This is a genomic window from Listeria grayi DSM 20601 (assembly GCF_000148995.1).
In the GTDB taxonomy this organism is placed as follows: domain Bacteria; phylum Bacillota; class Bacilli; order Lactobacillales; family Listeriaceae; genus Listeria; species Listeria grayi.
Map to the genome: position 1 here is coordinate 1119441 of NZ_GL538352.1, position 8708 is coordinate 1128148.

9 protein-coding genes (1 of these 9 only partly in view) are annotated in these 8708 nt (G+C 43.5%); all 9 read right to left on the bottom strand.

Features of this window, described 5'->3' with window-relative positions:
* Positions 1-10: 10 nt before the first annotated feature.
* The gene (gene purF, locus HMPREF0556_RS05620) at positions 11-1447 is read right to left on the bottom strand and encodes an amidophosphoribosyltransferase (protein WP_003756344.1); all 1437 of its coding nucleotides are present in this window, start codon (positions 1445-1447) and stop codon (positions 11-13) included.
* Positions 1432-3651 carry a phosphoribosylformylglycinamidine synthase subunit PurL gene (gene purL, locus HMPREF0556_RS05625; RefSeq protein ID WP_003756347.1) on the bottom strand — a complete coding sequence of 740 codons (2220 nt, stop codon included), beginning with the start codon at positions 3649-3651 and terminating at the stop codon, positions 1432-1434. Before purL ends, purF begins: the two co-directional genes overlap by 16 nt.
* Complete coding sequence (purQ, locus tag HMPREF0556_RS05630; protein WP_003756348.1) at positions 3644-4327, bottom strand: phosphoribosylformylglycinamidine synthase subunit PurQ; 684 nt, start codon at positions 4325-4327, stop codon at positions 3644-3646. The genes purL and purQ overlap by 8 nt, the downstream gene beginning before the upstream one ends.
* On the bottom strand, positions 4327-4575 hold the full coding sequence (purS, locus tag HMPREF0556_RS05635; protein ID WP_003756350.1) for a phosphoribosylformylglycinamidine synthase subunit PurS: 249 nt from the start codon (positions 4573-4575) through the stop codon (positions 4327-4329). The genes purQ and purS overlap by 1 nt, the downstream gene beginning before the upstream one ends.
* 20 nt (positions 4576-4595) lie before the next feature.
* Positions 4596-5309 (bottom strand): phosphoribosylaminoimidazolesuccinocarboxamide synthase, encoded by a 714-nt coding sequence (gene purC, locus HMPREF0556_RS05640; RefSeq protein ID WP_003756351.1) that lies wholly within the window; start codon positions 5307-5309, stop codon positions 4596-4598.
* A gap of 75 nt (positions 5310-5384) precedes the next feature.
* Positions 5385-6677, bottom strand: a complete 1293-nt coding sequence (gene purB / locus HMPREF0556_RS05645) for an adenylosuccinate lyase (protein WP_036107452.1) — start codon at positions 6675-6677, stop codon at positions 5385-5387.
* An 18-nt stretch (positions 6678-6695) separates the two neighbouring features.
* The gene (purK, locus tag HMPREF0556_RS05650; RefSeq protein ID WP_040486506.1) at positions 6696-7820 is read right to left on the bottom strand and encodes a 5-(carboxyamino)imidazole ribonucleotide synthase; all 1125 of its coding nucleotides are present in this window, start codon (positions 7818-7820) and stop codon (positions 6696-6698) included.
* A complete protein-coding gene (gene purE, locus HMPREF0556_RS05655; RefSeq protein ID WP_003756359.1) occupies positions 7813-8301 on the bottom strand; it encodes a 5-(carboxyamino)imidazole ribonucleotide mutase in 489 nt (162 codons plus the stop codon). Before purE ends, purK begins: the two co-directional genes overlap by 8 nt.
* A gap of 167 nt (positions 8302-8468) precedes the next feature.
* Positions 8469-8708, bottom strand: partial view of a DUF2179 domain-containing protein gene (locus HMPREF0556_RS05660; RefSeq protein ID WP_003756360.1) — the 3' end only. Its footprint extends 291 nt past the window's final position; only the last 240 of its 531 coding nucleotides appear in the window; its start codon lies beyond the right edge, outside the window — the gene reads right to left on this strand; it ends in the stop codon at positions 8469-8471.

The window sequence follows — 8708 nt, forward strand, 5'->3', positions numbered from 1 at the left end:
CCCGCTCCTTTTACCCGTTATTCTTTTCCGATTCGATACTTGCAAGATATTCTTGTTCATAGTCATACAGCGCAGTTGGATAATCACCATTGAAATACGCCATACAAAGACCGCCATAAGGTTCGTTTGGATAAGGTTTGCCAATAGATTCCACCAGACCGTCTTCGCTTAAATATTCTAGGGAATCTGCCCCGATAAGCTCGCAAATCTCTGCTTTAGTATGATTTGCTGCGATCAACTCGTGCCGCGTTTGAATATCGATCCCATAAAAGCATGGAAAAGCAAGTGGCGGTGAAGCGATCCGTACATGTACTTCTGCTGCTCCTGCTTCTCTAAGCAGCTGCACGATGCGTTTGCTAGTCGTGCCGCGGACGATCGAATCATCGATCATCACGACCCGTTTACCTTCTACGACACCGCGAACAGCTGATAATTTCATCCGTACGCCTTGTTCCCGTAATTCTTGTGAAGGTTGGATAAAGGTCCGGGCGACATACCGGTTTTTTATCAATCCTAGTTCATAAGGCAGTCCCGCAGCTTCTGCATAGCCGATCGCCGCGGAAATACTGGAATCCGGTACACCGGTCACGACATCTGCATCAATAAATGCTTCTTCCGCCAATCTTTTGCCAGAACGTTTCCGAGCTGAATGAACATTGATCCCGGCAATATTGGAATCTGGCCTAGCAAAATAAATATATTCCATACTGCAGATCGAGTGTTTGACATCCTCTGTGTAACGCTCAATCTGTAGGCCATCTTCATTAATAATAACTAATTCGCCTGGTTCGACATCTCTGACAAATGCTGCGCCGACCGTCTCAAAAGCACAGGTTTCGGAAGCAACGACATAGGAATCCCCGATCCGGCCGATCGAAAGTGGACGAAAACCATTTGGATCAAGCGCTGCGATCAATGTATTTTCCGTCAATAGCATATAAGCGAAGCCGCCCTTCACTTGATTAAGTGCTACTTTCAGATCTTCAATAAAATCGCCTGTGCGACTTCGTTTGATCAAATGGGCAAGCACTTCGGTATCAGAACTGGTTTGAAAGATCGCCCCCTCTTGTTCTAACTGTTTGCGAAGCGATTTCGCATTTACCAAGTTACCATTGTGTGCCAGTGCAAATGAGTTTTCCTGAAAATGATAGAGAAATGGCTGTACATTGCTGAGGCTTTTCCCACCAGCAGTCGCATAACGAACATGACCGATCGCGCCTTTTCCTTTCAAACGATCTAATTCCCCGTGTTTGAAAACATCTGCAAGAAGTCCTAGGTTTCGGTGTCCTTGCAATACATTGCCATCAGTGGAAACGATGCCCGCCCCTTCTTGACCGCGGTGTTGAAGGCTGTGTAAGCCAAAGTAAGTGATTTCTGCAGCTGCTTGATGATCCCAAATGCCAAAAATTCCGCATTCTTCATTCAAACTTTTTACTTCAGTAAGCATGGAATAGCCCCTTCCCAGAGTGCTTGTAATTCTTCTACTGCCAATTCGATCTTATTTTGCGGATTAGCCACTTTGATTATCGCTGCTTCTGTGACAACTCCGATTTTTTTAAATTTTGCCGCTTTGATCAATTGTTCAAATGCTGCTTCTTTTTCTGGTGCGACTGTTACTAAAAAGCGTGATTGTGATTCACTGAAAAGCCATGCTAGATCAAAATCTACATGAACATCAGCACCCAATCCATTAACAAATGCTGCTTCTGTAAGTGCCACAGCTAAACCGCCTTCTGCCAAGTCATGCGCTGATTTTATGAGGCCTGCTTGAATCGCTTCTAACACAGCAGTTTGATGTTTTGCTTCCGTATCTAGATCCAATGCCGGTGCTTTACCGCTGATTTTACCGGTAAATAGTTTTTGTAATTCGGAGCCGCTAAACTCTGCTTTCGTATCACCAATTAGATAAATCGAATCTCCTGCTGTTTTGAAAGCTTGTGTCGTCACATGTTTTAAATCTTCGACCAATCCGACCATTCCAATGACCGGTGTCGGGTAGATCCCCGTACCGTCCGTTTCATTATAGAGCGAGACATTTCCAGAAATAACAGGTGTATCTAGCTTCAAGCATGCGGCGCTGATACCATCTGCTGCTTGCTCGAGCTCCCAAAAAATCTCTGGTTTTTCCGGATTACCGAAATTCAATCCATCTGTGATCGCAAGTGGTTTCCCGCCGGAAGCAACGATATTACGAGCTGCTTCTGCAACTGCGATCGCACCGCCAGTTTTCGGATCTAAATAAAGATAGCGCGAATTACAATCGGTCGTCATCGCGATACCTTTGTTTGTACCGCGTACACGAATAACCGCTGCATCAGAGCCGGGTGTTACTACTGTATCCGTACGCACTTGATAATCATATTGTTCATAGATCGCCTTTTTGCTGGCAATCGTTGGTTGTGTCAATAATTGTTTCCATGTTTCGGTAAGTGAAGTGATCTCCGGTAGGTAGGCTGTTTCTCTCTGAAAGGCTTGAAAACGTGCGGGTTCTGTAGAAGGTTTATGGTAAACAGGCGCATCTTCTGCCAAACTATCGACAGGAACGCTTGCTACTACTTTGCCATGTTGCTTGATCGTGTATAATTTATCTGCAGTAACGTGACCGATCACAACTGCTTCGAGACCATAATGTTGGAACAAATCATAGATTTCTTGTTCATGTCCTTTTTTTACACATAGTAGCATTCGTTCTTGCGACTCGGAAAGAAGCATTTCATAAGCGCTCATTCCGGATTCTCGAACTGGCACATCATCCATGACAAGTTCCAAACCAGAACCAGCTTTGGATGCCATTTCCGAACTCGAACTCACCAATCCCGCTGCTCCCATATCTTGAATGCCCACTAAAATATCCGCATGATTATGGATCACATCTAGACAAGCTTCTAATAACAGCTTCTCCATGAAAGGGTCGCCAACTTGCACTGCCGAGCGCTGCTGTTCACCTTCCTCGCTAAATTCTGCAGAGGCGAAAGTTGCGCCATGGATACCATCGCGTCCAGTTTTTGCGCCAACGTAAATGATTGGATTCCCGACGCCGACTGCTTGCCCTTTTTGGATATCTTTCTTTTCGATTAGCCCCACACACATGGCATTGACCAATGGATTTTTTGCATAGCAAGGATCGAACTGGACTTCGCCGCCAACAGTGGGGATCCCGATCGAGTTTCCGTAACCAGCGATCCCGGCAACGACTTCATTCAACAAGTATTTCGTATAGGCATTGTCTACTTCGCCAAACCGCAGCGAGTTGAGCATCGCGATTGGTCTCGCACCCATGGAGAAAACATCGCGGATGATCCCGCCAACGCCTGTTGCAGCGCCTTGATATGGTTCTACATAAGAAGGATGGTTATGACTTTCTACTTTAAAAGCAACTCCCAAACCATCACCGATATCCACGATCCCTGCACCTTCACCAGGCCCTTGTAAAACTTGCTTGCCCGTGGTCGGGAATTTGCGCAATACTGGTTTGGAATTTTTATAGCTGCAGTGTTCTGACCACATGACGGAAAAAAGTCCCGTTTCCGTGTAGTTGGGTTTCCGTTTGATAATGGAGCAGATCAACTGATATTCTTCCGTTGTCAATCCCATTTCCTGATATAATTGTTTCGCTTCGATTTGTTCCGCAGTGGGCTCTACATTAAGCATGAATCATATCCTCCTTCCAAGCTTTCACGATCGATTGGAATAATTTGAGTCCATCTTCGCCGCCAACGATACTTTCGACCGCACGCTCTGGATGCGGCATCATTCCAAGAACATTGCCACGTTCGTTTATGATCCCTGCAATATTATGCTTGCTGCCATTCGGATTTTCGTTGGCATAGCGAAATACAATTTGATTCTGCTTCACTAATTTTTCTAGCGTTTCATCATCGCAGTAATAATTTCCCTCGCCATGTGCGATGGGAATTTTAATGAGCGCTTTTTCCATGTATTGATTTGTAAACATCGTTTGCTTGTTTGTTACTTCAAGATCGATCGTTTTGCAAACAAAGTGTAAATTGCGATTACGGATCAATGCGCCGGGAAGAAGCCCTGTTTCTGTTAAAATCTGAAAACCATTGCAAACACCAAGTACAGGTTTTCCCTCAGCAGCAAAGCGCATTACTTCCGGCATGATCGCCGCAAACTTAGCAATCGCACCTGTACGGAGATAGTCTCCATAAGAAAAGCCCCCAGGAAGCAGACAAGCGTCAAATCCTTCCAGTGAGTCTTCTCCATGCCAGACATATTCTGCTTCTTCACCTAACGCATCTTGAATCGCATGAAGCATATCAAGGTCGCAATTGGAACCGGGAAACTGGATAACAGCGAATCTCATTACGCTTCCTCCTCAATCTCATAACGATAATCTTCCATCACAGGATTAGTAAGTAATTTATCACACATTTCATTCAATACATCATGAATGTCACGTTCTGATTTTTCCACCATCAGCTCCATGAATTTCCCAATACGAACGCTGTCGATCTCGGGATACCCCATTCCTACTGCTGCATCTTTAACTGCCACACCTTGAGGATCTAACACACTTTTTTTCAATGTTACGTAAACTTTTACTTTATACACGGAACAAGTCCCTCCCAAAATTAATGATTCACGTTTTGTAATCGCGTCAACACTTCTTCATAAACAGTTGTTAAATTCCCAATATTCTGGCGAAAAACATCCTTATCCAGCTTTTGATTCGTTTCCAGATCCCATAAACGACAGGTATCGGGGGAAATCTCATCCGCCAGCAAAACATTGCCTGCGGTATCTATGCCAAATTCTAACTTGAAATCGATCAATTCGATTCCCATTCTTAAAAACAACTTTTTTAATGCTTGGTTGACAGTAAGTGCTTGCTCCTTGATCGTCTCGACTTGTGCTGTTGTCGCAATTTTCAAATATCGGATGTGATCTTGATTGATAAATGGATCATCTAATTCATCATCTTTATAGTAAAATTCAATGATTGCCGGATCGATCGTCTCTCCGTCTGCTCTTCCTAAACGTTTAGAAAGGCTACCCGCCGTTTTATTGCGAACCACGACTTCCAATGGAATGACCGTTACTGCCTTCACTAATTGTTCGATCTCCGAGATTGCTTTTATGAAATGACTCGGGATTCCTTCTTCGCGGAGATAATCAAACAACAAGCTCGTGATCTGATTATTGAGCCGCCCTTTTCCTGAAAAAACTTCTTTGCGCTTGCCATTGAGTGCTGTAGCGTCATCTTTATAAACAACGCGCAGGATAGTGGGGTCATCTGTTTGGAACAATCGTTTTGCCTTTCCTTCATACAACAAAGTTTCTTTCACTTGAAAAACTCCTTTGACTTATGATTAAAATGCAAAATTCCAGCCCAGCATATGCAACTAGGCTGGAATTTATATTTATAGTCCTAAACGTTCAAATATAAGGTCCACATTCTTAAGATGATAATTATAATCGAAGCAGTCTGCTATTTCTTCTGGGGATAAAAGAGCCGTGATCTTCGGTTCGCCTTCTACTAACTGCCGGAAAGGCTGCTTTGTTTCCCATGCCTCCATCGCTTTTGGTTGCACCACATCATATGCTGCTTCTCTTGCCATTCCCTTGTCGATCAGCGCTAATAATACACGCTGCGAATAGATAAGACCTAATGTCCGATCCATGTTGTTTTTCATATTATCAGGAAAGACCGTTAGATTTTTAACGATATTACCAAACCGATTTAAAATATAATCTAATAAAATCGTTGAATCTGGTAAAATAATACGTTCTGCAGAACTATGTGAAATATCGCGTTCATGCCAAAGCGGTACATTCTCATAAGCGGTCATCATATGACCGCGGATCACCCGTGCCAATCCGGTTACGTTTTCCGAACCGATCGGATTGCGTTTATGCGGCATTGCGGATGAGCCTTTTTGTCCTTTTGCAAAAAATTCTTCTACCTCGCGTACTTCACTTTTTTGCAAGGCACGAACTTCTACGGCAAATTTTTCTACCGATGTCGCGATCAAAGCGAGCGTAGCTACATAAGCTGCATGACGATCTCTTTGCAATGTTTGTGTAGAGATCGGTGCCGGCGTAGTTCCTAATTTTTCACATACATAAGCTTCCACAAACGGATCAATATTCGCATACGTACCTACAGCGCCGGATATCTTACCAAATTCGACTCCTGCAGCTGCTTCTTCAAAACGCGCGAGGTTCCGTTTCATCTCCTCATACCACAATGCTAACTTCAAACCAAATGTGGTCGGTTCCGCATGGACACCGTGCGTCCGTCCCATTGTAACGGTATACTTATGTTCTTTTGCTTTCTCACCTAGGATCGTTACAAATCGTTTTAGATCCTCACGCAAAATCACGTTTGCTTGTTTTAATAGGTAAGAATTGGCAGTATCGACAACATCGGTAGACGTTAACCCATAATGCACCCACTTACGTTCTTCACCAAGTGATTCTGACACAGCACGCGTGAAAGCAACGACATCATGTCTCGTTTCTGCTTCGATCTCTTTGATGCGATCGACATCGAATTTCGCATTTTCACGAATCTTGCGTACATCTTCTTTCGGGATGTCCCCAAGTTCTGCCCACGCCTCGCATGCTAAGATCTCTACTTCCAGCCAAGCATTAAAGCGATTTTCTTCTGTCCAGATCTTGCCCATTTCTTCTCTTGTATAACGATCAATCATTCTTTTTCGTTCCTCCAATTATTTCCAAATTTGCAATTCTTCCAGATCCTGAAGTGTCTCATCCGGTTTATCTGTCAAAATCGTGATATGTCCCATTTTACGATTCTCGCGCGCTTCTTTTTTCCCATAATAATGTACATACCAGCGAGGGTAATTAGGGATTTCTTCTTCTAGCGGAGCGACATGTTGACCGAGGATATTGACCATAACTGCTGGTTTTAATAGCTCGGGTTTCAATAGCGGTAAACCGACAATCGCACGGATATGTTGCGTAAACTGTGAGATCGTACAAGCTTCAATCGTATAGTGCCCAGAATTATGAGGTCTCGGTGCTAATTCATTGACATAGATCGCACCAGATTTCGTTACAAACATTTCGACAGCCAATACTCCTTGCAAATTTAGAACTTCGGCCAATTTATGCGCGATCCCCTCTGCCTCTCCGTGCGTCTCCTGATTGATAAACGCAGGCACCCGAGAGGTATGCAAAATATTTCGTTTATGTACATTCTCGCTTGCAGGGAAAGTTTCAATTTGACCACGTGCATTTCGCGCAACCACGACAGAAATCTCTTTTTCAAATGGTATCCACGCTTCTAAAACGCAAGAACCGTATTTCAAAAGCTTTTCTGCTTCTTCGATATCATTTGCATCAGAGAGCAAGACTTGTCCTTTACCATCATATCCGCCTTGAGCTGTTTTTAAAACTGCCGGATAACCGATACTATTGATTTCCGCTTCGATCTCATCTCTGCTGACAATTACAGCATATGGTGCAATGTTAATGTTTGCTGATTCCAAATAGGCTTTTTCTAAGATTCGATCTTGGGTGATCGATAATAGATCTGTCCCTTGCGGAAGCCGTACGCTTCCTTCTATTTCTTTCAATGCTTCATAATCAACATTTTCAAATTCATATGTGACAACATCAGAAAGCTCTGCAAGCTTCTGAAGAGCTGCTTTATCATCATAACGCGCGATCAAGTGCTGATCGCTCACTTGTCCAGCAGGGCAATCTTCTGCCGGATCTAGCACAGCGATCCGATATCCCATTGCTTTGGCTGCAAGTGCCATCATTCTGCCTAGTTGTCCACCTCCGACGATACCAATCGTCTGATTAGGACGCAAATAATTACTACTCAAGAAAATCACTACTTTCTAGTACATTTTCTTCTAGTTTATCACGTCTTTTTTGTAAACTGTTAGCAATAGCCTCTTCATGGATCGACAATATTTGTACCGCAAGTAAACCAGCATTGGTTGCTCCACTGCTTCCGATCGCCACAGTGGCTACAGGAACCCCGGCAGGCATCTGCGCAATAGATAATAAGGAGTCAATGCCATTCAAAGCTTTCGACTGAACTGGCACTCCAATTACCGGCAACGTTGTTTTTGCTGCGACCATGCCCGGCAGATGTGCTGCTCCTCCTGCCCCGGCAATAATGATTTGAATCCCACGATCTCTCGCACTTTCTGCATAACGAAACATTAAATCTGGTGTTCGATGAGCGGAAACTACTTTTTTCTCATACGAAACGCCAAATTCATCTAGTACTTCACATGTTTTTTTCATCGTTTCCCAATCAGAAGCACTACCCATTATGACCCCTACTACTGCAGACATCGCTGATTCAGCTCCTTTTAAATAGTTATTTCCTTGACTATTTCATTCTAACAATCAGTGTTACGCTTGTCAATTAAAAATCGAACTATTTTTATACTTATATAATTAATGTTCGTGTTTTACCTTCGCAAAAAAATATATCAGGAAATTCCCTGATATATTCTCTCTTATTTATGTTTACGCATTTGTTTGACCCAGAACCCACCATATATCTGCTTCGGCTCTGTAGAAACAATAAACGCTTTTTCATCCAAGGAAATGATCTCTTTATACAGCTTTCGTTCGTTTTTTCGCTGCGTCAGGATTTCCAACACCATCCGCTCACCATCACGCCCACTGGCAAACCAACTCGTCACGCCATAGCCTAAATCACGAATATGATTCGGAAGATCAAGATTATACCCATC